Genomic DNA, 24,398 nt, shown 5'->3' on the forward strand with positions numbered 1-24,398 from the left:
CTGATTGACGATTCCATCGTGCGCGGCAACACGATCAAGAAGATCGTGCAGATGTGCCGCGAGGCCGGTGCGAACAAGGTCTATATCGCCAGTGCCTCTCCGCCGGTGAAGTACCCCAACGTCTATGGTATCGACATGCCGACCAAGCATGAACTGGTCGCCAATGGCAAAGAGATCGAAGAGATCCGGCAGGAACTGGGCGCCGACGCGCTGTTCTATCAGAATCTCGACGATCTGATCTGGGCTGCCAAGGAAGGCAACCCCGAGATAGACTCGTTTGATTGTTCCTGCTTTGACGGCAATTACATCACCGGCAGCGTCAGTGCAGATTATCTGGACAGTCTGGAAAACAGCAGCCGCGTCAGCAAAAAGCGCGAGGACATGCAGGTGCCGGGCGGGTCGTGGAACGCGGCCAAGCTGGCCTCGGGCTGACGGGTTCGGGCGCGGCGAATCGGTTTGGCGGGGCCTCTGTGCTGATGCGCCCCAGCCATGGGTGGAAACCCGCCTACAACCCGCCGATGAACCCGACGCGATTGCAACGGCTTCGCCGGACGCTCACGCCGCAGTGATCTGGCTTGAGGTGGGTTGGCTTTTGTTCCCCTGCCCGCTTTGCTATCCGGACGCCGTTACCACTCACGAAAAAAGGGGCCGGGCATCGTTCCGGTCCACGGTTCATGGCAAATTCCACGGTCAAGACTGCGGCCACCCAGAAGGGTGCGCTGAAGAAAAACTCGGTTGCGGTTCTGGGTATCTTTGGCCCCAAGGCCGAGCTGCGCGCATTGATGCGCCTGTCTTCGGGACGGGTGAAAGAGGTCAAACCGGGCAGCCGCGTCGCCTCGGGCACGGTGGTGGCCATTGATGAAGACGGCATCATGCTGCGACAAAGCGGCCAGACCAAGCGGATCGTCATCCCCGGCAGTTGATCCCATCTTGACGCCCCGCGCGCAGGGGTTCAAACCCCAGTCATGACCGATCAGACCAAAATCGCCCTCATCACCGGGGCCTCTCGCGGCTTGGGCGCGGCCCTGGCCGAAGCGCTGGCGCCCGAGTATCACATCGTCGCTGTCGCCCGCACCACCGGCGGGCTGGAAGAGCTGGACGACCGTATTCAGGCCAAAGGCGGTTCCGCCACCTTGGCCCCGATGGACATCACCGTGCCCGACGCCATGGCCACCCTGTGCCGGGGCATCCATGACCGCTGGGGCAAGGTTGATCTGTGGCTGCACACGGCCATCCACACCTCGGCCCTGACACCCGCGCATTTTGTCGATCCCAAGGAATGGGGCAAGGCCGTGGGGATCAATGCCACCGCGACCTCGGTCCTGATCCCCTATGTCGCGCCGTTGCTGGGTGAGACAGGTCATGCGGTGTTCTTTGACGACCCCAAAGCGGGCGAGAAATTCTATGGCATCTATGGCGCCACCAAGGCGGCGCAGATGGCCCTGGCCCGCAGCTGGGCAAACGAGGCTGAGCGCACCGGTCCCCGCGTGTCGATTGTGGAACCGGCCCCGATGCCCACAGCCGTCCGCGCGCGGTTCCACCCCGGTGAGGATCGCGAGGCTTTGACGCCCACTGCAGATGAAGCAATCAGAATTCTAAGCAGCCTCTGATTTTTCACTTCACCAATCCAGCACACTTGGCTAAGGCTCAGAGAGAAAATAATATCGTATTCTCTGAGGCTTAGCACATGAATTTTCGCCTTGTTCTGTTCCTTTCAGTTCTTGCCATCAACCCGGCCAATGCCGCAGATTGTCCGATGGCCGGTTATGTTTACGCGTATCGCTTCAATGAGTTTTTCAGGGGTCATTTGGCCTTTGATCTGGACTGCACCCGCATGGCAGTGCTGGAAACCAGCCAGTCCCACATATTGGAGTTGAAGCCATCAAAACGGGGCTGGCGTGCATCTTTCAAAGAATACAGACGAGACGTCAGAGGGTATTGGGAGATTAACAAAAATGGCACGCAAGTTTTTTTCAAATCATCCTCCGTCAAAGGCAAATCCAATTTGCGCAAGATACAATAGCTATCCTAGACCGGTTGAGGATTGCAGGAGGCTTACTCTGACGGGGATCGTAAGACGTGGACGCCCACTGCGGATGGGGCGGCGCGGATTTTGGCGCTGCTTTAGGAATGGCCCTTGGCGGGCCATGCCTCCGGCGGGGATATTTTTGGCCAGATGAAGCGGGCGGGTTACGTGATGTGGACGCCGTTGCGCCCGGCGAGGTCGACGAAGAACTGCCAGGCGACGCGGCCAGAGCGTGCGCCGCGGGTGGCTTGCCATTCGATCGCCTCGGCCCGCAGGGTTTCGGGGTCGACGGCGACGTTATAGGCGGCGCAGTAGCGGTCGATCATAGCCAGATATTCGTCCTGATCGCAGGGGTGGAAGCCCAGCCACAGGCCGAAGCGGTCGGAGAGTGACACCTTTTCCTCGACCGCCTCGGACGGGTTGATGGCGCTGGAGCGTTCGTTTTCGATCATGTCGCGCGGCATCAGGTGGCGGCGGTTCGAGGTGGCGTAGAACACCACGTTTTCAGGGCGACCTTCGATACCGCCATCCAGCACCGCCTTGAGCGATTTGTAATGCTGGTCATCATGGCTGAACGACAGGTCGTCGCAGAACAGGATGAACCGGTGCGGCGCGGCGCGCAGGTGGTTCAGCAGGCGGGCGACCGAGGCCATGTCTTCGCGTTGCAGTTCTACCAGTTTCAGGTCCGGGTGATCGGCCTGCAGGGTGCCATGTACGGCCTTGACGAGGCTGGACTTGCCCATCCCCCGCGCGCCCCAGAGCAGCGCGTTATTGGCCTTGAACCCGGCAGCAAAGCGGCGCGTGTTGTCCAGCAGCGTATCGCGCGAGCGGTTGATGCCGACCAGCAGGTCCAGATCGACCCGGTTGACCTGTGCCACCGGTTCCAGCCGGTCGGGTTCGACTTGCCAGACAAAGGCAGGGGCCGAAGCAAAATCCGGGGCAGCCAGAGGTGCGGGTGCCATGCGATCCAGCGCGTCGGCGATACGGTTCAGGGCTTGGTCGTCCATCGGCTCCTCCGGTCCTTGCCCGAGTGGTTCAAGCATGTTCCATCCCGCGCAACAAGGGTTGGATAAGAAAAAGGCGCGCCGGTTGGGGCGCGCCTGATCCGTTTGGTTTGGCAGGTTACTTGCTGTCTTCGTCCTGCATCATCTCGGCATCGGCCTCGGCCTCTTCATCATCGTAATAGCCGTCGGCCCGCAGTTGCGCCTCGCGCTTTCTCTCGACCCGGGCGACGAGGAAGATCGACACCTCGTAGAGGCCATAGACCACGGTGAACAGGATCAGCTGGGTGATCACATCCGGCGGCGTGACCAGCGCGGCCAGAACCAGAATGCCGATCATTGCATATTTGCGCACGGCGCCCAGCCCCTCGGCACTGACCAGACCGGCCTTGCCCATCAGCGTCAGCAGAACGGGAAGTTGGAAACACAGGCCAAAGGCGAGGATGAATTTCAGCGTGATGTCCAGCGATTCATTGACCTTGCCGAAGAAGGTGATCTTCACCCCATCGGCCGTCTCTGGCACCACTACAACCTCTTCGGGCACGTCTCCGGGGGCCGGGGACAGCAGATTGGCGAAGATCGAGCTGACATCGGCAAACCCCAGGAAGAACTGCATGGCCAGCGGGGTGACCACGAATTGCGCAAAGGCAGCCCCCAGCAGGAACATAAAGGGCGATGCGATCAGGAACGGCAGAAACGCCCCCTTCTCAGATCGATAGAGCCCCGGTGCCACAAAGCGCCACAGCTGGTACGAGATCACCGGAAAAGCCAGCGCAAAGCCAAAGACCATGGAGATCCGGAACAGCGTAAACAGATATTCCTGCGGCGAAGTATATTGCAGCGTCGGCGAAGGGTCTCCCAACTCGCGCAAGGTGGCTTCAATCGGTTGCAGCAGAAACTGCAGGATCGGCTCGGCCACGGCAAAGGCCACGACGATGCCGATGATGAACGCGATCACCGAGCGGATCAGACGCGTGCGCAGCTCTGCCAGATGCTCGATCAATGGGGCCGAGCTGTCCTCGATCTCGTCGGTCTTGGTCATGTCTTGCTTTCAGTGTTCAACGCGGCCTCGGCCTCTTCGGCCTTGGCCAACGCGTCGGCGGCTTCCTTGGCCTTGCGCTCGGCTGCGGCGCGGGCGGTGGTGGCCTGAATCTTCTTGGCCTGCTCGGCCCGTTCAGCGGCCAGCTTGCCGGTCTCGCTGTCGGGATCGAACTTGGTGGGGTCGATGCTTTTGGCCATGTCCTGCGCCGCCTGCTTGACCCCGTCCATCGCCGTGTTGACGGGGTTCGCAGCCGCGTTCAGGCCCTTCTTGATCTCATTCACCCCGGCCTCGTCAGCGGCTTCGTTCATCGCATTGCTGAACTCGCGCGCCATACCGCGGGCCTTGCCGACCCAACGGCCGACATTGCGGAACAGCACCGGCAGGTCCTTGGGCCCCACAACGATCAGGGCAACAACGCCGATGACCAGAAGCTCGGTCAAGCCCAGATCAAACATATCCGCTTAGACCTTGTCTTTGTCGGTCTCGGGGGTGACGTCCTTGGCCACTTCGGCGGCGTCCTGCTCCAACTCGTCCGCGCCTTCCTTGACGCCTTTCTTGAACGAGGTGATGCCCTTGCCCACTTCGCCCATGAGCGAGCTGATCTTGCCGCGGCCAAACAGCACCAGCACCACAACGGCGATCAGCAGCAGACCGGGAAGGCCGATATTGTTGAGCATGTCTTCTCTCCTTCTACACCGGCGCAGGGCACCGGGAATGTGATTTCGCCCCGTGTTTACGCCTGTGCGGGCATCAGCAAAAGAGATGCAGATCAAATTGGCGATCAAATTTCACCGCAATTGCCCGTTTCCGGGGACTCGCTTTTTTCAACTGACAGGTTTATGTCAGTTGAAGACGATTACAAAACGGGCATCGAAACCCAATAGGAAAGAAGATCCCAATGACCCATGTCGCAGAAATCGTCACGTTCACGCTGACCCCGGGCACCTCAGCAGATGACTTCGTGAAACTCAGCCAGACGTCCGAGGGCTTTGTCCGCGCCGCCCCCGGCTTTGCACACCGGCAGCTAAGCCAGGGCGACGACGGGCGCTGGACCGATTACGTGGTCTGGACCGATATGAAGGCGGCGCAAGAGGCCGCCGCGCAATTCCCGCAGCAGGATTTCGCCCCGGCGATGATGGCCGCGATCAACCCTGACAGCGTCCAGATGCGGCACGAGCATGTACAATGGACCATGACCACATAACCCCACCCTGGACAGACCGTCATGCGCCGCACTGACCGCCTGTTCGACATCATCCAGATCCTGCGCGACGGCAAACTGCACCGCGCGCAGGACATCGCGGACCGGCTCGAAGTGTCGGTGCGCACGATCTATCGCGACATGGACACGCTGGTGGCCTCGGGCGTCCCGGTCGAGGGCGAACGCGGCGTGGGTTACATGGTGCGTGAACAGATCACCCTGCCGCCGCTGAACCTGACCCCCGCCGAACTCGAAGCGCTGAATCTCGGCATGGCCATCGTGGCCGAGGCCGCCGACCCCGACCTCAAATCCGCCGCCGAATCGCTGGCCGACAAGATCGACGCCGTGCTGCCGACACAGGTAGTGGCCGAGGCCGAGGCCTGGAAATTCGCCGTCTACCCCTTTGCCGATGCCGCGCGCGGGCTGGCCCATATGGCCCCGATCCGCGCCGCCATCAAATCGCGCCAGAAACTGCACCTCGCCTATCGCCGCATCGACGGCACCCTGACCAACCGCACCATCCGCCCGTTGCACATGGAATATTGGGGCCGCGTCTGGACCCTGACCGCCTGGTGCGAGCTGCGCGCGGGCTTCCGTGTCTTCCGCATCGACCTGATCGAAGCGGTCACCCCTCTACCCGAACTCTTCACCGACGAGCCCGGCAAACGGCTCAGCGATTACGACCCGCACAGCTGATCCGCCCTTCATCTGGCCAAAAATATCCCCGCCGGAGGCATGGCCCGGAACGGGCCATTCACCCTCACTGCAAATACGGCTCGGGATCGACGGATTCGAACCCCTTGCGCACCTCGAAATGCACATAAGCGTTGTCCCCGTCCCGCAACGCCGCGATCTGCTGCCCGCGCCGCACCCGGTCGCCTTTTTTGACCGTGATATCCTGCACATTGGCGTAGACGGTCAACAAATCATTGTTGTGCTTGACCACAATGATCGGCACCTGATCTGCATCTGCGGTGATCGCGGCCACGGTTCCCGCCTCGGCGGCCTTGACGGCGGTGCCCGGCGCGGCGGCGATGTCGATGCCTTCGTTACGCCCCTTGTCATAGGTGCGCACAATCCGGCCTGTCACCGGGAACCCCAGCGCCGAAGACCCGCTATTGGTCGGTGCATCGGCCGTCACATCGGGGGCCTCAACCGCGGGTTCGACCTTTTCATCCGGCAAGGGCTGCGTCGCGCTTGGCGGTGTCGGGGTGGGCGAGCCCTGCCCCGGTTCCGTCACGTTCGTCGCCACGACCGGAGTCGTGGCCCTAGGTGCCGGTTGGTCCTTGACCGGGATCAGCAGATACTGGTCCTCGCGCACGGTGAAATCCGGACCCAGCCCGTTCCATTCGGCCAGCGATTCGACCGACACCTGATAGAGGCGCGAGATGGTATAGGCCGTCTCGCCCCGTTTGACCTTGTGGCGTATCGGTTCGGGCCCCGCAGCCACCGGCGCGGGTGCGGGTGCGGGCTGTGCCGGTTGCAGCGTGGTGGTGCGCACCGATCCGTTCGACGGCGCCTCATCAATCGCGGTGCCCGCAATGGTGGCGATGTCTACACCACCAGTGCTTGCCCCGACCGAGCGTGGCAGGGCCAGAACCTCACCGCCACGCAGCGAGGCATTGGGCTGCAATCCGTTGAACCGGGCCAGTTCCGCCACCGGCAGGCCAACACGGGTCGCTACCGAACCCACGGTGTCCCCGCCGCGTGCCACGGCGACCTGATAGTTCGGATAGGTGATCACCCCGCGCGCATCCGGCGTCGGGCGGTCCGCGGTGGCGGCCTGCGCCGCGTCGGCAGTGGAAAAGCCGCCGACATTGCCGCGCAGATCATAATCGAACGGGCCTTCGCACCCGGCCAGAACCACAACGGCAACCAGAGCCGTCGAACAACGACGCATGGCTGATTTGGAAACTGCTCTCATCTCTTTGTCCTCAACACCTGCCCCTGTTTTCCGGGGTTCCGGCGCATCCTGCATAATGCGTTTAAGCCCCGTCCTTCCCAAGCCCCTCCAGCAGGGGCACGAAACGAACGGGCAACAATTCGTCATAGTCCAGACCGTCCTCGGTGCGCGTGACCCGGATCAGGGTCTGCACCGCGTCCGACTGTCCTACGGGCAACACCATGATACCGCCGATTTTGAGCTGCGCCAAGAGCGGGCCGGGCGGATCTTCTGCCGCTGCCGTCACGATGATCCGGTCGAACGGCGCTTGTTCAGGCAGCCCGAACGAGCCATCCGACAGCATCGCGGTCACATTGGTCAGCCCCATCTGTCGAAACAGCTGACCGGTTTCCTGCACCAGCCGCTTGTGACGCTCTACCGTATAGACCCGGCGCGCCAGCTTGGACAGGATCGCCGCCTGATAGCCCGAGCCGGTGCCGATCTCCAACACCGTATCCCGCGACCGCACCTGCAACGCCTGCGTCATCAGCCCCACGACCGAGGGTTGGCTGATCGTCTGCCCGCAGGCAATCGGCAGCGGCGTATCCTCATAGGCGCGTTCGGCAAACAGGCCCTTGACGAACAGACCCCGGTCAATCTGCTCCATCGCCGCCAGCACGCGCGCGTCCGTTACCCCGCGCGAGCGCAGAGCGAACAGGAATTGCATGGTGGTTTCCGGGGTCAGTCCGCTCATTCGATTGTCTTCAGCGCCTCCAACACGTCATGCGCCGTCAGATCCGCGCGCATCGGCGTGACCGAGATATAGCCTTCAAGGTTCAGCGCCGCATCCGTGCCCCGCGCCGTTGGGTTGTGCTGATACCCCCCCTTGATCCACAGGAACCGCCGCCCCGAGGGCGAGCTGTGCGGTTCGACCGAGAAATGCGTGTCGCGGCGAAAACCCTGTGGCGCGATGCGGGTGCCCAACACCTCATCCGCCGGGACGGGTGGGAAATTCACGTTGTAGAACAGGCGGTAATCGCCGGACTCTGCGGGCGCGGCCTCCAGAATACGGCGCACCAGATCGGCACCGTATTTGGCGGCAGCCTCAAACGGGTCCTCAAGCCCCAGATTGCGTGGTCCGAAATATTGCGACAGCGCGATGGCCGGAATGCCTTGCAACGCGGCCTCCATCGCGCCGCCCACGGTCCCGGAATAGAGCGTGTTTTCGGCCGAGTTGTTGCCCCGGTTCACCCCCGACAACACCAGATCGGGGCGCGCGTCCTTCATCACGTCGTGCAGCCCCGCCAGCACGCAATCGGCGGGCGAGCCTTCGGCGGCAAAGCGTTGTTCGCCCAGTTTGGCCAGCATCATCGGATGGGTGTAGCTGATGCAATGACCGACGCCGGATTGTTCGAACGCTGGGGCGACCACCCAGACCTCGCCCTCTGGCCCCGCCAAATCGCGGGCGATGCCCTCAAGCGTGATCAGCCCCGGCGCGTTGATGCCGTCATCATTTGTCAGAAGAATGCGCATGCCCGGTCCACCCCTGTCTTTCGCCCTTGATAGACCCGCCCCTGCGCTGCGGCAAGCGACGCGCGCGCGCAATCTGCGGCATTCGCGCACCACTTGGCCAGAAACTGTGGGTTTCGTGCCTCAGACCGGAAAGACAAAGCACCGGTCGCGGCGCACGGTCAGCCACATGACCCGCCCCGGCTGCGGCACAAACACATTCGGCACCGTCGCTTTCAGGATCGAGCCGTCATGATCCATGCGGAACTCGACCAGGCTTTCATTGCCCAGAAACCGCGCCCGTTCGACCACACCGCGCGCCGCGACGCCGTCGGTGGGCGTGGGCGCAGGCCCCTTGCCATTACGGTCGAAATCCAGCCGCACATGCTGCGGGCGGAAAACGATTTCCACATCCGTACCATCGGGCACACCCGGCGCAAGGAACTGCCCGAACGGCGTTTGCGCCAAAGCGCCATTCACTTGCGCGGGCAAGATGTTGACATCGCTGAAAAACGCCACGGCCGCCTTGTCCACCGGACGGGTATAGACGTTGTAAGGCGCCCCCTGCTGCACGATCTTGCCGCGCCGCATCAGGGCGATCTCATCGGCCATGCGCATCGCCTCTTCCGGCTCATGCGTGACCAGCAGAACGGCGGCGTCTTCCTCTTTCAGGATCGCCAGCGTTTCATCCCGGATACCGTCGCGTAACCGGTTGTCGAGGCCCGAGAACGGCTCATCCATCAGCATGATCCGGGGGCGCGGCGCCAACGCACGGGCCAGCGCCACACGCTGCTGCTCACCCCCCGACAGATGATGCGGGAAGCCGTCGATAAAGCGCAGCAGATCGACCTTGGTCAGCAGCTCCTCGACCCGGGCACGCTTTTCGTCCTTGCGGCCTTTCAGGCCAAAGGCAACGTTGTCGGCCACGCTCAGATGCGGGAACAGGGCGAAATCCTGAAACATCAGGCCGATCTCACGCCGCTCAGGCGGCACACGGAACACCGTGTCGCAGATCAGCTTGCCATCGACATAGATCTCACCGGCGCTTTGCATCTCGACCCCTGCGATCATCCGCAGGGTGGTGGATTTGCCGCAGCCCGACGGCCCCAGCAGACAGGTCACCTGCCCCGCCTGCACGGTCAGTGAGACATTGTCCACAACGGTCCGCCCGTCGAACCGGGCGACAAGATTGCGAATTTCAAGACGCGGAGGTGTCGCGTTGCCTGTCACCGATGGGACCCCATTGCCTGACCCGATCCGGCCCGTCGGGCCTTGGGCGGGGATAACAACCCCACCCGCAGGACGCAAGCGATCAGCAGCAACCGCCGGAGGGTGCTTCGCCTTTGGCCTCAAACGGGCTTTCGCCGCCGCAGCCCGCAAAAATCCCATAATGGGTCGAGAAATCGCCGATAAAGTCGAAATGCCGGGCAAAGCGCGTGTCCTGCAGCATCATCCATGTGTTGCCGCAAACCGGAAAGACCTTGCCGGTTTCGATAACATGATGATCGTCCAGCACAAATTCATGCGGCGCATGGGGCACGGTGCCCTTGTAGATCACCGCCTGCCCGTATTCCTCACAGGCCGGTTCCAGCGCGGGCAGTTTGAACAACCTGTAGGTGGCCGACAGGAAATTCAGCGGCGCGACACGTTCCTCGAGCACCGGGTTTTCGATGGTCAGCGGGCGATGCGTCACCCGGCGCGGATCGCCGAACCCGGCGGCGCGGGACAGAGACAGGAAATCATTCCAATAGAGCGCACCCGAGAGGCATTCGCCATACAACACCTCATCCTCGGCCATCGCCTTGGGCACCCGGCGGTCGGCATAGACGTCCGAGAAATACATCTCGCCCCCCTCTTTCAACAGCCGATGCGCGCCACGCAGCACCGCCGCCTTGTCGGTGGCCAGATTGATCACGCAGTTCGAGACGATGATGTCAAAGCTGCCGGGCTCCAGATCAAGCTCGTCCAGCTTTTCGATATAGCCGTGGTGGAATTCCACATTGCTGGCCGAATGGCCAAAGGCTTGCGCGTGATAGTCCTGATGCGCGCGGGCCACATCCAGCTGCGCAGGCGTCATGTCCACACCAACGACACGGCCCTTTTCGCCGACCATCGCCGACAAGGCGTAAACGTCGCGCCCGGCACCGCAGCCCAGATCGAGGATATGCATGCCTTCCAAATCCAGCGGCGCGATCAGCCCGCAGCCATAGTAACGGGTCAGCACATCATCATGAATTTGCGACAGAATCGCCTTGAGGTGATCCGGCATGTCATCGGGCGTGCAGCAGGCATTTGTCTGCAAATCCGCACTGCCCTGCAGCACCTCGCCATAATAGTTCTGCACCGCCTCATGCTTCATCCCGGCAACCCTTCTGTCTATGATCCGTATCCAGCTAATGTGCGATCAGCGGGGACGCAATCCCGCAGGGATATTCTGACAAAACCGTGAAACACCTAGCCCAGCAGGTCGAAATCCACCCCGGCGCAGACGCGGCCATTCACCTGAACCTCCAACCGATGCGGACCGGGCACCAGTTGAAAGGTGGTGGCGTTGCCTTTCAGCTTGTGCGTTTTGCTGAGCCCCAGCTTGCCATCCTTCAATGCCGTCTGTTTCAGCTTATGCACTTTGGGTGAGACTTTGCCGCCAGGGCGTTGAAAGTGAATGATATAATCGACCAGAACAGGTTGATCATCAGAACCGGTCAGGGCAATCTCGAACTCTAGTGCCTCACCAATCCGGGCGGGCGTGGTCACCTGAACCTCGGCCTTGATATCGGCGTCGGGATCGAACCCAAGCACCTTCATCGCGCGTGGATGGCCCGATTTCACCAACCCTCGCAGGGCGTGGCCGGTCATCCAGCGCAATTCCTCCGCCTTCTGCTGGCCGGATTTTTCCCACGCCTGCAATCGATCCAGAACCAGATCAGGTTCTTTCTTGGTGATATCGTTCAGATGGTTCGCCACCGAGCGTGTCACATAGCGCGTCGGGTCCCCCTGCAGTCGATCCAGCAGCGGCAGCGGGTCGGACAGCGCCAACCCGACCGCCTGCCCCCATGGCAAGCGCGGGCGCGTGCCTTCGCTGACCAGACGACGCACGTGATAACTGGAATGGCCGCACCAGTCCTGCATCCGTGCCATGACCAGATCGGGATGCGTGTTCAGAAACGGGCGGACCGCCCATTCCATCGAAAACCTTTGGGTCAGTTCCGCCAGCACGTCCAGCGCCAGGTCCGGGTGATCCAGACCAACCGCCACGACCCATTCCCCCAACGGCGCAAAGATGAAATCGCCGAAATCGTCATCCGTCTTGTCCGGGTTCAGCGGCGGCGGCAGAGCTTGCAGGATCACCGGCGCAACGGCGGGAAGATCGCCCGGCAGCACCTGTTGCAGGCACTCGGCGATCCAGGCCATCCGCTCTTTCAGCTCAAGCTCTGGCAGGCGCGACAGCACCGCATCCTGAAACGCCGCGCCGTCGAATGCTGGTTCAATATCAGCAAACAAGCCGCTGAGGTACCGCGTCTTTTCCGCGTTGAACAGTTGATCTTTCAGCGAAAACCCTTGCGCCATCGTCACATCGTCAGATTGGTGCCGCCACCGTCCAGCAGGATGTTCTGCCCGACAATGAACCCGGCATGTTGCGAGCACAAAAACGCACAAGCCGCGCCGAATTCCTGCCGCGTGCCATAGCGGCGCACGGGGATCGTGGCCTCGCGTTGGGCGCGGGCTTCGTCCAGCGAAATCCCCTTTTGCGTGGACACGCCGGTATCCAGAGAAACCGCGCGGTCCGTCGCGTGAATCCCGGGCAGCAGGTTGTTGATCGTCACCCCCTGCGGCGCCACCTGACGCGCGGTGCCCGCGACATAGCCGGTCAACCCGGTGCGCGCCGCGTTCGACAGGCCCAAAGCGGGAATCGGCGCCCGGACGGATTGCGAGGTGATGTTGACCACCCGGCCCCAGCCCTTGTCCATCATCCCCGGCAGCAGCGCCTTCATCAGCGCAATCGGTGTCAGCATATTGGCGTCCAGCGCCTTGACGAAATCATCCCGATCCCAGTCCGACCACAGGCCCGGCGGCGGCCCGCCCGCATTTGTCACAAGGATATCAACACCCTGCGCGGCGTCGATCACCTGCCCCTGACCTTCAGGCGAGGTCACGTCACAGGCCACGGTCTGCACATCGACACCGTACTCGGCCCGCAAACGCGCGGCTTCAGCCTCCAAAGCCTCGGCCCCGCGTGCGTTCATTACCAGATCGACACCAGCCTCGGCCAAGGCTTCAGCACAGCCCAGACCCAAGCCCTTGCTGCTGGCACAGACCAGCGCGCGTTTACCACGAATTCCAAGATCCATTCTGATCCTCCCTGTCTTTGCCACAGGTCTAGCACCGGCCCGACAAAGAAGACCAGAAGGGCTTTGACCGCTCAGTAAAAGAACTCTTCCCGCACGATCTTGCCATCGGCGACGTGATAAATCGCAACCTCTTTCATATCAAAGGCTTCGCCGCTGTCCTTCACCTTACCCTGCACTTCGAAGATCACGGCAAAGCGGTCGTCGCCATGGAGGTAAGGGTCGCTGACCGACGCGCCTGAGACCTCATGCGCGCCTTCCCACCAGTCGTGCTTGCCACGGATGGCATCGACGCCATGGGTTTCGCGCCCCATGCCCATCGCATCCGCCGCTTCGACCGAAACGGCGTCGGACGCATACAGTTTGCCCAAATTCTCTTTTGCGCGGTTCTCACGGCATCCGGCGACCAGTTCCGTTGCGATTTGCTTTAAATTCATCTCACCTCTCCATCATTTGTTCACTATTTGTTCTTATTGCCATACCCACCCGATTCGAACCAGCCCCTTTGTCTTGCCTCGGCAGGATTCCCCGCCTATACGCGCGCTTATGCTTGATACCGCCACCAACCAGCCCGTATTGCCGCCCGAGATCGCCCGGCGGCGCACATTCGCCATCATCTCGCACCCCGATGCGGGCAAGACGACCCTGACGGAAAAGTTCCTGCTGTATGGGGGCGCGATCCAGATGGCCGGTCAGGTGCGCGCCAAGGGTGAGGCGCGGCGCACAAGGTCGGACTTCATGCAGATGGAGAAGGATCGGGGCATCTCGGTGTCCGCCTCGGCGATGTCGTTTGATTACGGGAACTTCCGGTTCAATCTGGTGGACACGCCCGGTCACAGCGATTTCTCGGAAGATACCTATCGCACACTGACCGCCGTGGATGCCGCCGTGATGGTGATCGACGGCGCAAAGGGTGTGGAAAGCCAGACGCAGAAACTGTTCGAGGTCTGCCGCCTGCGCGATCTACCGATCCTGACCTTCTGTAACAAGATGGACCGCGAAAGCCGCGATACGTTCGAGATCATCGACGAAATTCAGGAGATGCTGGCGATCGACGTCACGCCCGCCGCGTGGCCCATCGGTGTGGGTCGCGATTTCATCGGCTGCTATGACATGCTGCGCGACCGGTTGGAACTGATGGACCGCGCCGACCGCAACAAAGTGGCTGAGAGCATTCAGATTGACGGTCTGGACGATCCGAAACTGGCGGAACACATTCCCGCCGAACTGCTGGACAAGCTGCTGGAAGAGGTCGAGATGGCGCGCGAATTGCTGCCCGCGCTGGACCCGCAGGCAGTGCTTGAGGGGCACATGACCCCGATCTGGTTCGGCTCGGCCATCAACTCCTTCGGCGTTAAGGAATTGATGGAGGGCATCGGCGCCTATGGCCCGCAGCCGCAGGTGCAATCGGCGCAACCCCGCCAGATCGCACCGGAGGAAAAGAAGGTCGCAGGCTTTGTTTTCAAGGTGCAGGCCAACATGGACCCCAAACACCGCGACCGGGTGGCGTTTGTGCGTATGGCCTCGGGCCATTTCAAGCGCGGCATGAAGCTGACCCATGTGCGGTCGAAAAAGCCGATGGCAATCTCGAACCCGGTGCTGTTTCTGGCCTCGGATCGGGAACTGGCCGAGGAAGCCTGGGCCGGTGACATCATCGGCATCCCCAACCACGGCCAGTTGCGCATCGGTGACACCCTGACCGAGGGCGAGGCACTGCGCGTGACCGGCATCCCCTCTTTCGCGCCGGAACTGCTGCAAGGTGTGCGTGCGGGCGATCCGATGAAAGCCAAGCATCTGGAAAAGGCCCTGATGCAGTTCGCCGAGGAAGGCGCGGCCAAGGTCTTCAAACCCTCGATCGGGTCGGGCTTTATCGTCGGCGTCGTGGGCGCGCTGCAATTCGAGGTGCTCGCCAGCCGGATTGAGATGGAATACGGCCTGCCCGTGCGGTTTGAGGCATCGCAGTTCACCTCGGCCCGCTGGGTCAGCGGCGACAAGCCCGAGGTTGAGAAATTCGTCAACGCCAACAAGCAGCATATCGCCCATGATCATGACGGCGACATCGTCTATCTGACCCGTCTGCAATGGGATATCGACCGGGTGGTCCGCGACTATCCGGCGCTGAACCTGACCGCGACGAAAGAGATGATGGTCTGAACCCGCCTTGTTTCCTGACAGCCCGCACATGTAGTCTCGGCGCATGATCGATCTCGACAAGGAAAACTATCCCGGCGGGTTTTACACCGTGATGCGCCACCTGGAACGTCAGGAGGTGCAATATCTTGATCCCGAACAGGTTCTGCCGCCTGCGGATGTGGACCTTGGGGCGTTGAACAAACAGCTTGTCGAAGCGCCTGATCCGGATGTGGTTTTTGAAAACCGCCGGGACGCGCGTCGGAAACACCACGCCCTGCAGCAGACATTTGCGGGACAACCGCAATTGCATCTGGTTCACGCGATGTGCATTGCGCTGCTGCGTCGCAAGCCCGCCCCACAGGCGGCAAGGGCGCTGTTTCTGAGGATCTGGACCGAACAAGGCGCAACGCTGGCACAGGACCTGCCCATCCGCTGGCTGATTTCCAGCGCAACAACGTTTGCCGATCATGGCGAGACAACAGATCAGCGCCTTGGCGGACAGGGCCTGTATCTGCTGTTCGATCTGATCAAGCTGCATGACAGCGAGCGCCGTGTGTCCCTGCAGCCGGGGGACGAGGCATTTTCCATCGACGGCAACACACATGCCGAGGTGCCTCTGGCCTTTGATATGGCGCCATATTCCCTTCGTACCGGGGATCTGGACCTTAGCCTGCTGGCGCGGCTTTGGCGGTATGCCGAAACCGATCCCGTTCTGCGCCCCCTGGGGGTGCGGATGCTGTCTCTGGTCATGAGCGATCCGCGCAGCATATTTGGGCGACTCCAACGGTATAAGGGGCAACGCGGGCCCAAAGGCCCGGCAAAAGAGTGACCATCCGCGTCCTGCCCTTTGCGTCCCAAAGGGCCACGCGGCCAAAGAATCGCGAAACACTTCCCCGGAACCCCCTGAATTGTTGCGCGAATTCACTGTTGCCGGTTCTGTGAGCCGGGTTAAGAGGTCTTCATTTGACCCTGTCCCACGTTTTTGTTATGTCCGCGCCCAGCCGACACGCGCATGGTGCGCATGGCCATCCGGGCCCGGCATGATTTTGACGCGCGGGCCAGGTCAAGTGTCCGCATGAACCGGACATACATGACAAAATTTACCGATCTGAACCTGAACCCGAAGGTCCTCAAAGCCATTGAGGAAGCCGGATATGAAACCCCCACTCCGATCCAGGAAGGCGCGATTCCACCTGCGCTTGAGGGCAAGGATGTTCTGGGCATCGCCCAGACCGGTACCGGCAAGACCGCCAGTTTCACCCTGCCGATGATCACCCTGCTGGCCCGTGGCCGTGCGCGGGCGCGCATGCCGCGCTCGCTGGTGCTGTGCCCGACGCGGGAGCTGGCCGCGCAGGTGGCTGAAAACTTCGACACCTATTCCAAACACCTGAAACTGACCAAGGCGCTGTTGATCGGCGGTGTCAGCTTCAAGGAACAGGATGCGCTGATCGACCGGGGCGTCGACGTGCTGATCGCCACACCCGGCCGCCTGCTGGACCATTTCGAACGCGGCAAGCTGCTGCTGACCGGCGTGCAGATCATGGTGGTGGACGAAGCCGACCGGATGCTGGATATGGGGTTCATCCCCGATATCGAACGCATCTTCTCGCTGACACCCTTCACCCGCCAGACCCTGTTCTTCTCTGCCACTATGGCCTCGGAAATCGAGCGGATCACCGACACATTCCTCTCCGCCCCGGCGCGGATCGAAGTTGCCCGACAGGCCACCGCATCCGAGACCATCGAACAGGGCGTGGTGATGTTCAAAGGCGGTCGTCGCGACCGTGAGGCCAGCGCCAAGCGCAAGGTTCTGCGCGCGCTGATCGACGCCGAAGGTGATAAATGCACCAACGCCATCATCTTCTGCAACCGCAAGACCGATGTGGATATCTGCGCGAAATCGCTGAAGAAATACGGCTACAATGCCGCCGCCATCCATGGCGATCTGGACCAGTCGCAGCGGATGAAAACACTGGACGGGTTCCGCGATGGCTCGCTGCGCCTGCTGGTTGCCTCGGATGTGGCGGCGCGGGGGCTGGATATCCCGTCGGTCAGCCATGTGTTCAACTTCGACGTCCCCGGCCATGCCGAGGATTACGTCCACCGCATCGGCCGCACCGGTCGTGCCGGGCGTGAGGGCAAGGCGATCACCATCTGCTCGGGCCGCGATGAAAAGGCGCTGGATGCGATTGAAAAGCTGATCCAGAAGGACATTCCGCGCATCGACAACCCGGTCAAGGACGAGCCGAAGCCCGAGACGCCCAAGCCTGAGAAGAAGGCCAGAACCTCTGAACCCAAGCGCAGCGAAGGCAGGAAAGAGCGTGAGCCCAAGGGCCGTGGCCGGGGTCGTCGCGACGACAGCGGCCCTGCGGTGGTTGGCATGGGCGATCATCTGCCCAGCTTCATCGCGCTCAGCTTCGACGAACGCCGCGCAGGTTAAGGCCGCAGGCCGCCGCGCCATCGACGGGCCGCCCGGGCGGCCTGTCAGATCGTCAGCACCAGCGCCAGAATCGAAATCCCCAGCAGGGCCATCCCGGCGATCTCGCGCCGGGTGATCGTCTCGCGGAAAAACAGGATCGAGGCACACAGGCTTAGGATCAGTTCGACCTGCCCCAGTGCCTTGACATAGGCCGCGTTCTGCAAGGTGAACGCAAAGAACCAGCAGAACGATCCGCACAGGCTGGTCAGGCCAACAAAAACCCCGGTGCTGCGGGTCTGCCACACGGCGCGCAGCTCGGCCCGGTCGCGCCACAGCAGCCACAGACCCATGCTGAGGAACTGGAACGACACCACCACCGTCAGGGTCACCAAGGCACGAAACCACGCGTCAATGTCCCCCAATTCCAGCGAGGCACCCCGGTAGCTGACCGAAGAAAACGCGAACAGCACACCCGAACCAAGCCCCAGACGCGAGGCGGGATTCGTCAGATGTTTCCACCACCCCCCTTCGCCACCGGAATTGTTCGACAGCAGCAGCACGGCGACAAGCCCCAGAATGATCGCAACCAGCGCGCCCGATGACACCTGATCGCCCAGCACCAGAAAGCCGACAATGGCGGTCTGGATGACTTCGGTTTTCTTGAAGGTGATCCCGACGGCAAAGTTGCGCTGCTTGAACAGGGCCACCACGAAGATCGTCGCCAGAATTTGCGTGGTCCCGCCGATGATCGCAAACACCCAGAACCACCCGGTCAGGGGCGGCAGGCTGAACCCGGTGGCCAGCACCGCCCCAACCAGACCCAGCACCGCCAGCGGCATGGAATAGGCAAACCGGGCAAAGGTCGCGCCAGCAGCGGACAGTTTCACGCTGCTGAGCGATTTCTGCAGCATGAACCGCACTGTCTGGAACGAGGCGGCGGCGATGGTGACGGGAATCCACAAACTCATGGCTTCCCTTCTGTCCTCAAATCAATACTTTGGCCAGAGCGGATGTGGCACCGGGTCCTTGGCGCGCAGCAGATGGGCGCGGAAAATCTGGCCGTATGAGCGGTAGACGTAGGCCTCGTTGCAAGCCAGATACCGCTCTTTCGCCGCACGGTAGAGCGCGGGCAGCCGGTACCAGGGCGCGGCGGGGTTCATGTGATGCACCACATGCAGGTTGTTGTTCAGAAACAGAAACGCCAGCGGGCCGCGATCTTCGATGATCACGGTGCGGGCGCGGGATTTCTCATGCGCGCGGTGTTCCAGAAAGGTGCGTATCTTGACCAGCCCCAACCCGATATAGGCCGACAGGCAGAAGGCCCAGATCGGCATGGGCGACAGCGACACCACCCACAGCACCGCCGCAACACCCGGCAAATGCAGCGCCCAGGCCAGCAGGATCGCCCGATCACCACGTATGGCTCCGCGCCATTCATCACGCATGAAAGCCAGTTGCCCAATCAAAGGCCCCAGCACCATCCGGCCCAGCAGCGTGTTGTTCGCCGCATAAAAACGCCTCTGCCAGCCGGACAGAGTGCTCCAGACCTTCGGGTCCAGAAAATTCGACTCGGGATCGTCATAGGGATCGGTCAGGTTCGCGTCCTGATGATGGGCCAGATGCAGGTCGCGAAAGCGGTTGAACGGGATGAACAGGGTCAGCGGCAGCGCCATCAACGCCTCGTTCAGCCATTGGGCGCGGAACGGGTGACCATGCAGCGCCTCATGCGTCAGCGACGAATGCATTGCCGCAACCACGCCCATGGCTGGACTGGCCAGCCACAGAGACCAGCCCGCCAACCAGAAGGCGACCGCCAGCCAGGCGACATAGCAGGCAAGGATCAGGACAAAGGTGCCCCATTCGGGCGATTTGGGTGTCGTCGGCTCAGCCATGGCGACCCCACGCGATGCCGGCCCAGACGCGTTCGTATATCACATACATCGTCAGGCCGATGGCGGTGTTGACCAAAGCCAGCGCCCCGCCCACCGCGGCCGAGCCTGTGGCGATCAGGCCGACCAGCGTCATCACCGCCAGCCCTATCGCATTCCAAATGATTGCTTTCACGACAGATCTTCGCCGCGTTTCCATTCCGGACCCCATTCTTTTTGTTATGACAAAAACGTTACCCTTGGGGCCGCCTGCTGGGTATTCTGAATATGATTAACAAAATTCAACATTCATGATATTTATCACCACATGGATGATAAAATCGACAAGCGCGACCGCGCCGCGCAGTTTCGCCTGCGTCTGGCCCGCGCGATGGAGGATCGTCACGTCAGCCAAAGCGCCCTTGCCCGCAGTATCGGCGTCGACCGCTCGACCGTGTCGCAGTTGCTTACCGATGAGGGCGCGCGCCTGCCCAATGCGCATGTGGTGGGCAGCTGCGCCTCGGCGCTGGGGGTTTCGGCGGATTGGTTGCTCAGCCTGTCGGACCGACCCGAAAGCGCGGCTGAATTGCTGGCCGGGTCACTGACCGTGACCGAGGCCCCCCGCGCACTGGTCGATGAACGTATCTTCGAGTGGCACCAGCAGGCGGCGGGTTACAAAATCCGCTATGTGCCCGCCACCCTGCCCGACATGCTGAAAACCCGCGCCGTGCTGGAATGGGAATACGCCCCGCATCTGGGCCGCACCGCAGATCAGGCCATCGGCGCGTCTGAGGACCGGCTGACCTGGATGCGCAGCGCGCAATCCGATTATGAAATCGCCATGCCGCTGTATGAAATCCACAGTTTTGCCCATGGGGTCGGCTATTATGACGGGCTGCCGCTAGAGGTCCGGCAGGAGCAGATCGACCATCTGCTGACCCTGTGTGAACAGCTTTACCCGCGTCTGCGAATCTATCTGTTCGACGCCAAACGGCTCTATTCCGCGCCGGTTACGATCTTTGGCCCCTTGATGTGCGTTTTTTACGCAGGCGGCCATTACATGGCTTTTCGAGACCGCGACCGGATTGAGGTTTTTACCCGCCATTTCGATAACTTGGTGCGCGAAGCTGATGTGACCGCACGCAGTTTTCCCACCCATCTCAGGCAGAAACAGGCCGACAGTCTGGCCGGTTGGAAAACCCGCTGATGCCCGACCGTTCAACCTGTGGTATCGTGGCCCGGCGCGAACCTTCACGCAGTCCTATCTGAAAGGGAGGATGTCAGGAATGGACGCAGTCAAAACCGCTCAATACGCGCGGGCGCTCTACTCAGCCCATGGGGACCGGGCCGAGGCGGAAGCGGCACAGAAAATGCGCGAATGCGAGGCCGCCGGCAAGCGCCAGCAAGCGCAGGACTGGCAGGCCGTGCGCCGCACGATCCGCCAGATTCGCGGCCCCAATCAAAGCTAGAGTTTCGGGTCGGGATTGACCGTGTGCCCATCCACCGCGATCACCTGACCCGACACCAGCCGCGCCGCGTCCGAGGCCAGAAACACCGCCATATTGGCGATATCCTGCCCTTCGACAAAGCGGCCCATCGACGTGCCCGACGCATAGCCGTCATAGACCTGATCGCGGGTCATGCCCTTGGCCTGCGCCTCGCGGTTCAGCACGCCCTCCATCCGGGGGCCTTCGACCGCGCCGGGGCAGATCACGTTGCAGCGCACCCCGTGCGGCCCCAGCTCCATCGCCAGTGTTTTGCCCAGACCCACCATGCCCCATTTTGCCGCCGCATAGGGCGCTCGGTTGGGATAGCCATATTGCCCGGCGGTGGATGAGGTGATCAGAACCACCCCGCTGCCCTGCCGTTTCAGCATCGGGGCGGCGTATTTCGAACACAGAAACGCGCCCTCCAGATTGACCGACAGGCACGCCCGCCAATCCTGCAACGCGACCTCCTCTATCTGGGCCGTAGGTCCTGCGATCCCCGCATTGGCGCAGAGCGTATCCAGCCCGCCCCATTCGGCCTCAATGTCCTTGAACAAGGCAGCCACAAGGTCTTCATCCGTCACATCCACCCCGGACCGCCGCCAATGGGCGGGGCAATCGGACAGCGCGGCCAGATTGACATCCGCCACCCAGACCTGCGCGCCTGCTGCATCGAAGGCCTCGGCCATGGCGCGGCCAACGCCCGATGCACCCGCTGTAATCAGAACCCGGCTGCTCATGCCGGTTTACGGATCGCGGCACCTGCGCCATCGGGATACGGCAACCCGGCCTGCGCCTCGGCGATGCGGGCCATGGCGGCCTCGATCTCGGCCGAAGGCGGGCTGGGGCGGCGGGTGTCCAGACTGACATGCAGCAGGAAGCTTTCGCCCGTCGCCAGCAGTTTGTCGCCCTCATACATGCTGTGGAACACGTGCAGTTTCTTGCCCTGCCCCAGCAGCATCTGCGTGCGCACCTCAATCTTCGCACCCGCATGGGTTTCATCCAGATAGCGGATGTGATTCTCGGCGGTGAAATAGCTGCCACCGGTAGAGATATACTCCATGTCGCAGCCGATGATCTCCATGAACCGATCCGTGGCGGCGGCGAAGGCTTCCAGATATTTCGCCTCGTTCATGTGGCCGTTGTAATCGGTCCAGTCCAGAGGCACCGCACGGGCCAGCGTCAGGATCGGCTGGCTCAGATCGGCCTGATCCAGCGTCGGCAGCGCCCCGGGTTTCAGCAGCGCGTCATGCTGGTTCAGCACCGCCCCCGCGCCATAGTTCTGCGCCTTGAGCGCGCGCATCATGCCGACAAGGTTGTTGTCGCGAATACGCTCCAGTTCGCGGATCGAGTGCTTGCCCGACTGCGCATCCGACTGATCGGCGATCAGATCGACCAGCTCATCCGTGAACTCGGGCACATCCATCAGCTTGGTCCAGGGCCATTTCAGCGCCGGGCCGAACTGCGCCATGAAATGCCGCATCCCGGCCTCGCCGCCAGCCACACGATAGGTCTCGAACAGCCCCATCTGCGCCCAGCGGATGCCGAACCCCATGCGGATGGCCTCATCCACCTCTTCGGTGGTAGCGATGCCGTCACTGACCAGCCACAGCGCCTCGCGCCAAACGGCCTCAAGAAAGCGGTCAGCAATATGCGCGTCGATCTCTTTCTTGACATGCAGCGGGAAGAACCCGACCGAGGTCAGCATCTCCTTGGCCCGCGCCACCAGTTCGGGCGCATTCGCAGGTGACGGCACCAGTTCGATCAGCGGCAACAGATAGACCGGGTTGAACGGATGCGCCACCACGATCTGTTCGGGCCGCAGCGCGCCCTCCTGCAGTTCCGACGGCTTGAACCCGCTGGTCGACGAGCCGATGATCGCCTCTGGATCACACGCCTCTTGCAGGCCCTTGTAAACCTTCAGCTTCAGGTCCAGTCGCTCTGGCACGCTTTCCTGAATCCACGCCGCACCCTGCACGGCCTCCGCCATCTCGGCATGAAAGCTCAGCGCGCCTTCGGGGGGCAAAGGCACATCGCTCAGCCCCGGCAGCGAGCGGCGGGCATTGTCCAGCACTTCACCAATCTTGCGCTCGGCCTCAGGGTCCGGATCGAACACCCGCACGTTCCAGCCATTGAGCAAAAACCGCGCGGCCCACCCGCCGCCGATCACGCCACCACCGATGATAGCTGCTGTTTTCATGTCAATTCCTTTTACAATTCAGCGTGCCAAACACATCGCTGTCTGCATCGCGTATTGTGATTAAGCCTGATTTCGATTGTTCGAGCATCCAAGTCTCGCGGAGAAGAACTTCCCCGCTGTCTTCACAGGTAACGTCAAGCGTCCGGCTGGCATCATCCGTCAATGCACCCACACCGCCAACGCGACATCCGCCCAAACCGTGCCGGTGTATCCAAAATGGCACCGGCACTTGGTTTTGCGTGAATTGCTCACACAAAAACTGCTGCTTCGACAGAAAGCGATTGATGGCGTCAGGCTCTTCAGCCGAGAGCGCGGTTGCGCAGATCAGCCCGGCAAGCCAGGCGACCCTCACTTCGCCACCGGCGCCCGTTTCGTCAGCCCCAGCTTTTCACGCACTTCCTGCGGCCCGATGACCCGCGCGCCCATGTTCGAGATGATGGTATTTGCGCGCTCCACCAACTGCCAGTTCTCGGCCAGCACGCCCTTTTCCAGCCACAGGTTGTCTTCCAACCCAACCCGCACATTGCCCCCCGCCAACACAGCCGCGGCAGCAAAAGCCATCTGGTTCCGCCCCAGCGAGAACGCGCTGAAGGTCCAGTCGTCGGGCACATTGTTCACCATCGCCATGAAGGTGTTCAGATCGTCCGGCGCGCCCCAAGGTACGCCCATGCACAGCTGCACCAGAGCGTTGGGTTCCAAAATCCCCTCTTTCACCAACTGCTTGGCAAACCACAGATGACCGGTGTCAAAAGCCTCGATCTCGGGCTTCACGCCCAGATCGGTCATCATCTGCCCCATGGCACGCAGCGCACCGGGGGTGTTGGTCATGACATAATCAGCCTCGGCAAAGTTCATGGTGCCGCAGTCCAGAGTGCAAATCTCAGGCAGACACTCGGCGATATGGGCAACCCGCTCGGTCGCGCCAATCATGTCGGTCCCGGCCTCATTCACAGGAAACGGGCTCTCGACCCCGCCAAAGACGATGTCCCCGCCCATCCCGGCGGTCAGGTTCAGCACCACATCCACATCGGCGTCACGAATACGATCCGTCACCTCGCGGTAGTAATCCAACCGACGGCTCGGCGCGCCGCTCTCGGGGTCGCGCACATGGCAATGCACCACCGCCGCCCCGGCCTTGGCAGCGGCAATGGCACTATCCGCAATCTGCTGCGGCGAGCGCGGCACATGCGGGCTGCGATCCTGTGTCCCGCCCGAGCCGGTGACGGCGCAGGTGATAAAGACTTCGCGGTTCATTTCCAGAGGCATGGCGTTTTCCCCAAGTTA

The 24,398-nt window shown here is 61.9% G+C and carries 29 protein-coding genes and 1 pseudogene; 11 read left to right on the forward strand and 19 right to left on the reverse strand.

Features of this window, described 5'->3' with window-relative positions; translation table 11 throughout:
- The 4 genes and pseudogenes from MPJ51_RS04255 to MPJ51_RS04270 form a co-directional block, all read left to right on the forward strand.
- Positions 1–432 (forward strand): annotated as a pseudogene (locus tag MPJ51_RS04255) (amidophosphoribosyltransferase); the annotation flags it as partial.
- A gap of 242 nt (positions 433–674) precedes the next feature.
- Positions 675–923 carry a hypothetical protein gene (locus tag MPJ51_RS04260; RefSeq protein ID WP_298382252.1) on the forward strand — a complete coding sequence of 83 codons (249 nt, stop codon included), beginning with the start codon at positions 675–677 and terminating at the stop codon, positions 921–923.
- 42 nt (positions 924–965) lie between these two features.
- Positions 966–1,610 (forward strand): SDR family NAD(P)-dependent oxidoreductase, encoded by a 645-nt coding sequence (locus tag MPJ51_RS04265; protein WP_298382255.1) that lies wholly within the window; start codon positions 966–968, stop codon positions 1,608–1,610.
- 77 nt (positions 1,611–1,687) lie between these two features.
- On the forward strand, positions 1,688–2,023 hold the full coding sequence (locus tag MPJ51_RS04270) for a hypothetical protein (RefSeq protein WP_298382258.1): 336 nt from the start codon (positions 1,688–1,690) through the stop codon (positions 2,021–2,023).
- 167 nt (positions 2,024–2,190) lie between these two features.
- Here MPJ51_RS04270 and MPJ51_RS04275 read toward each other — a convergent pair whose 3' ends face one another.
- The 4 genes from MPJ51_RS04275 to MPJ51_RS04290 form a co-directional block, all read right to left on the reverse strand.
- Positions 2,191–3,033 carry an ATP-binding protein gene (locus MPJ51_RS04275; RefSeq protein ID WP_298382261.1) on the reverse strand — a complete coding sequence of 281 codons (843 nt, stop codon included), beginning with the start codon at positions 3,031–3,033 and terminating at the stop codon, positions 2,191–2,193.
- A 115-nt stretch (positions 3,034–3,148) separates the two neighbouring features.
- Positions 3,149–4,069, reverse strand: coding sequence for a twin-arginine translocase subunit TatC (locus MPJ51_RS04280; RefSeq protein WP_298382265.1), 921 nt, complete (start codon positions 4,067–4,069; stop codon positions 3,149–3,151).
- Entirely contained in the window at positions 4,066–4,524 is a 459-nt protein-coding gene (gene tatB / locus MPJ51_RS04285; RefSeq protein ID WP_298382268.1) for a Sec-independent protein translocase protein TatB, read from the reverse strand. Before tatB ends, MPJ51_RS04280 begins: the two co-directional genes overlap by 4 nt.
- A 6-nt stretch (positions 4,525–4,530) precedes the next feature.
- The gene (locus tag MPJ51_RS04290; RefSeq protein ID WP_298382271.1) at positions 4,531–4,746 is read right to left on the reverse strand and encodes a twin-arginine translocase TatA/TatE family subunit; all 216 of its coding nucleotides are present in this window, start codon (positions 4,744–4,746) and stop codon (positions 4,531–4,533) included.
- A 221-nt stretch (positions 4,747–4,967) separates the two neighbouring features.
- Here MPJ51_RS04290 and MPJ51_RS04295 point away from each other — a divergent pair, with 221 nt between their 5' ends.
- Both MPJ51_RS04295 and MPJ51_RS04300 read left to right on the forward strand, forming a co-directional pair.
- Positions 4,968–5,273 (forward strand): hypothetical protein, encoded by a 306-nt coding sequence (locus tag MPJ51_RS04295; RefSeq protein ID WP_298382273.1) that lies wholly within the window; start codon positions 4,968–4,970, stop codon positions 5,271–5,273.
- 21 nt (positions 5,274–5,294) lie between these two features.
- Positions 5,295–5,966 carry a YafY family protein gene (locus tag MPJ51_RS04300; RefSeq protein WP_298382276.1) on the forward strand — a complete coding sequence of 224 codons (672 nt, stop codon included), beginning with the start codon at positions 5,295–5,297 and terminating at the stop codon, positions 5,964–5,966.
- Positions 5,967–6,030: 64 nt separating this feature from the next.
- On the opposite strand, the gene MPJ51_RS04305 is transcribed toward MPJ51_RS04300, so the two are convergent.
- From MPJ51_RS04305 to MPJ51_RS04340, 8 genes are all read right to left on the reverse strand, one after another.
- Positions 6,031–7,194 (reverse strand): peptidoglycan DD-metalloendopeptidase family protein, encoded by a 1,164-nt coding sequence (locus tag MPJ51_RS04305; RefSeq protein ID WP_298382279.1) that lies wholly within the window; start codon positions 7,192–7,194, stop codon positions 6,031–6,033.
- Positions 7,195–7,255: 61 nt separating this feature from the next.
- The gene (locus MPJ51_RS04310) at positions 7,256–7,906 is read right to left on the reverse strand and encodes a protein-L-isoaspartate(D-aspartate) O-methyltransferase (RefSeq protein WP_298382282.1); all 651 of its coding nucleotides are present in this window, start codon (positions 7,904–7,906) and stop codon (positions 7,256–7,258) included.
- Complete coding sequence (surE, locus tag MPJ51_RS04315) at positions 7,903–8,685, reverse strand: 5'/3'-nucleotidase SurE (RefSeq protein ID WP_298382287.1); 783 nt, start codon at positions 8,683–8,685, stop codon at positions 7,903–7,905. Before surE ends, MPJ51_RS04310 begins: the two co-directional genes overlap by 4 nt.
- A 120-nt stretch (positions 8,686–8,805) precedes the next feature.
- Entirely contained in the window at positions 8,806–9,891 is a 1,086-nt protein-coding gene (locus MPJ51_RS04320; RefSeq protein ID WP_298382290.1) for an ABC transporter ATP-binding protein, read from the reverse strand.
- A gap of 82 nt (positions 9,892–9,973) precedes the next feature.
- Complete coding sequence (locus tag MPJ51_RS04325; protein ID WP_298382293.1) at positions 9,974–11,020, reverse strand: methyltransferase domain-containing protein; 1,047 nt, start codon at positions 11,018–11,020, stop codon at positions 9,974–9,976.
- A gap of 95 nt (positions 11,021–11,115) precedes the next feature.
- Complete coding sequence (locus MPJ51_RS04330) at positions 11,116–12,228, reverse strand: hypothetical protein (RefSeq protein ID WP_298382296.1); 1,113 nt, start codon at positions 12,226–12,228, stop codon at positions 11,116–11,118.
- Between the two features lie 2 nt (positions 12,229–12,230).
- Positions 12,231–13,010, reverse strand: a complete 780-nt coding sequence (locus MPJ51_RS04335) for an SDR family oxidoreductase (RefSeq protein ID WP_298382299.1) — start codon at positions 13,008–13,010, stop codon at positions 12,231–12,233.
- Between the two features lie 71 nt (positions 13,011–13,081).
- On the reverse strand, positions 13,082–13,444 hold the full coding sequence (locus tag MPJ51_RS04340; protein WP_298382302.1) for a SnoaL-like domain-containing protein: 363 nt from the start codon (positions 13,442–13,444) through the stop codon (positions 13,082–13,084).
- A gap of 109 nt (positions 13,445–13,553) precedes the next feature.
- Between MPJ51_RS04340 and MPJ51_RS04345 the strand changes: the two genes are divergently transcribed.
- From MPJ51_RS04345 to MPJ51_RS04355, 3 genes are all read left to right on the forward strand, one after another.
- Positions 13,554–15,161: a peptide chain release factor 3 gene (locus tag MPJ51_RS04345; protein WP_298382306.1), complete on the forward strand. Its 1,608-nt coding sequence runs from the start codon at positions 13,554–13,556 to the stop codon at positions 15,159–15,161.
- Between the two features lie 43 nt (positions 15,162–15,204).
- Positions 15,205–15,969, forward strand: coding sequence for a hypothetical protein (locus MPJ51_RS04350; RefSeq protein ID WP_298382309.1), 765 nt, complete (start codon positions 15,205–15,207; stop codon positions 15,967–15,969).
- A 261-nt stretch (positions 15,970–16,230) separates the two neighbouring features.
- Entirely contained in the window at positions 16,231–17,580 is a 1,350-nt protein-coding gene (locus MPJ51_RS04355; RefSeq protein WP_298382312.1) for a DEAD/DEAH box helicase, read from the forward strand.
- Positions 17,581–17,624: 44 nt separating this feature from the next.
- On the opposite strand, the gene MPJ51_RS04360 is transcribed toward MPJ51_RS04355, so the two are convergent.
- The 3 genes from MPJ51_RS04360 to MPJ51_RS04370 are packed head-to-tail and all read right to left on the reverse strand — an operon-like array spanning position 17,625 to position 19,647.
- Positions 17,625–18,527 carry a DMT family transporter gene (locus MPJ51_RS04360; RefSeq protein ID WP_298382315.1) on the reverse strand — a complete coding sequence of 301 codons (903 nt, stop codon included), beginning with the start codon at positions 18,525–18,527 and terminating at the stop codon, positions 17,625–17,627.
- A gap of 21 nt (positions 18,528–18,548) precedes the next feature.
- Positions 18,549–19,451, reverse strand: a complete 903-nt coding sequence (locus MPJ51_RS04365; RefSeq protein WP_298382317.1) for a fatty acid desaturase — start codon at positions 19,449–19,451, stop codon at positions 18,549–18,551.
- Positions 19,444–19,647 carry a DUF2061 domain-containing protein gene (locus MPJ51_RS04370; RefSeq protein WP_298382320.1) on the reverse strand — a complete coding sequence of 68 codons (204 nt, stop codon included), beginning with the start codon at positions 19,645–19,647 and terminating at the stop codon, positions 19,444–19,446. Before MPJ51_RS04370 ends, MPJ51_RS04365 begins: the two co-directional genes overlap by 8 nt.
- Before the next feature lie 108 nt (positions 19,648–19,755).
- Between MPJ51_RS04370 and MPJ51_RS04375 the strand changes: the two genes are divergently transcribed.
- Both MPJ51_RS04375 and MPJ51_RS04380 read left to right on the forward strand, forming a co-directional pair.
- Complete coding sequence (locus MPJ51_RS04375; protein WP_298382323.1) at positions 19,756–20,634, forward strand: helix-turn-helix transcriptional regulator; 879 nt, start codon at positions 19,756–19,758, stop codon at positions 20,632–20,634.
- A 79-nt stretch (positions 20,635–20,713) separates the two neighbouring features.
- Positions 20,714–20,896, forward strand: coding sequence for a hypothetical protein (locus MPJ51_RS04380; RefSeq protein ID WP_298382326.1), 183 nt, complete (start codon positions 20,714–20,716; stop codon positions 20,894–20,896).
- Here MPJ51_RS04380 and MPJ51_RS04385 read toward each other — a convergent pair.
- The 4 genes from MPJ51_RS04385 to MPJ51_RS04400 are packed head-to-tail and all read right to left on the reverse strand — an operon-like array spanning position 20,893 to position 24,380.
- Positions 20,893–21,654: an SDR family oxidoreductase gene (locus MPJ51_RS04385; RefSeq protein WP_298382328.1), complete on the reverse strand. Its 762-nt coding sequence runs from the start codon at positions 21,652–21,654 to the stop codon at positions 20,893–20,895. The genes MPJ51_RS04380 and MPJ51_RS04385 overlap by 4 nt on opposite strands.
- The gene (locus tag MPJ51_RS04390; RefSeq protein WP_298382331.1) at positions 21,651–23,114 is read right to left on the reverse strand and encodes a carnitine 3-dehydrogenase; all 1,464 of its coding nucleotides are present in this window, start codon (positions 23,112–23,114) and stop codon (positions 21,651–21,653) included. The genes MPJ51_RS04385 and MPJ51_RS04390 overlap by 4 nt, the downstream gene beginning before the upstream one ends.
- A gap of 1 nt (position 23,115) precedes the next feature.
- Complete coding sequence (locus MPJ51_RS04395) at positions 23,116–23,466, reverse strand: hypothetical protein (RefSeq protein ID WP_298382334.1); 351 nt, start codon at positions 23,464–23,466, stop codon at positions 23,116–23,118.
- Positions 23,463–24,380: a 3-keto-5-aminohexanoate cleavage protein gene (locus MPJ51_RS04400; protein ID WP_298382336.1), complete on the reverse strand. Its 918-nt coding sequence runs from the start codon at positions 24,378–24,380 to the stop codon at positions 23,463–23,465. Before MPJ51_RS04400 ends, MPJ51_RS04395 begins: the two co-directional genes overlap by 4 nt.
- Positions 24,381–24,398: the final 18 nt, after the last annotated feature.

The organism is Ruegeria sp., from assembly GCF_028066395.1.
In the GTDB taxonomy this organism is placed as follows: Bacteria; Pseudomonadota; Alphaproteobacteria; order Rhodobacterales; family Rhodobacteraceae; genus Ruegeria.